Source organism: Lactobacillus corticis, assembly GCF_018327645.1.
Lineage (GTDB): Bacteria > Bacillota > Bacilli > Lactobacillales > Lactobacillaceae > Lactobacillus > Lactobacillus corticis.
Window position 1 is genome coordinate 1 of sequence record NZ_BMAY01000057.1, and the last position, 216, is coordinate 216.

The window sequence follows — 216 nt, forward strand, 5'->3', positions numbered from 1 at the left end:
AGCTTGCCTTTAGAAGTGCTTCGGAATGGACAAAGATACAAGCGAGCGGCGGATGGGTGAGTAACACGTGGGCAACCTGCCCTTAAGACTGGGATACCACTTGGAAACAGGTGCTAATACCGGATAAAAACACAAGCTGCATGGCGAGTGTTTAAAAGGCGGCGCAAGCTGTCGCTAAAGGATGGGCCCGCGGTGCATTAGCTAGTTGGTAAGGTA

1 rRNA gene is annotated in these 216 nt (G+C 51.4%); it reads left to right on the forward strand.

The features are described from left to right. A 16S ribosomal RNA gene (locus KI210_RS08700) occupies positions 1 to 216 on the forward strand; the annotation flags it as partial.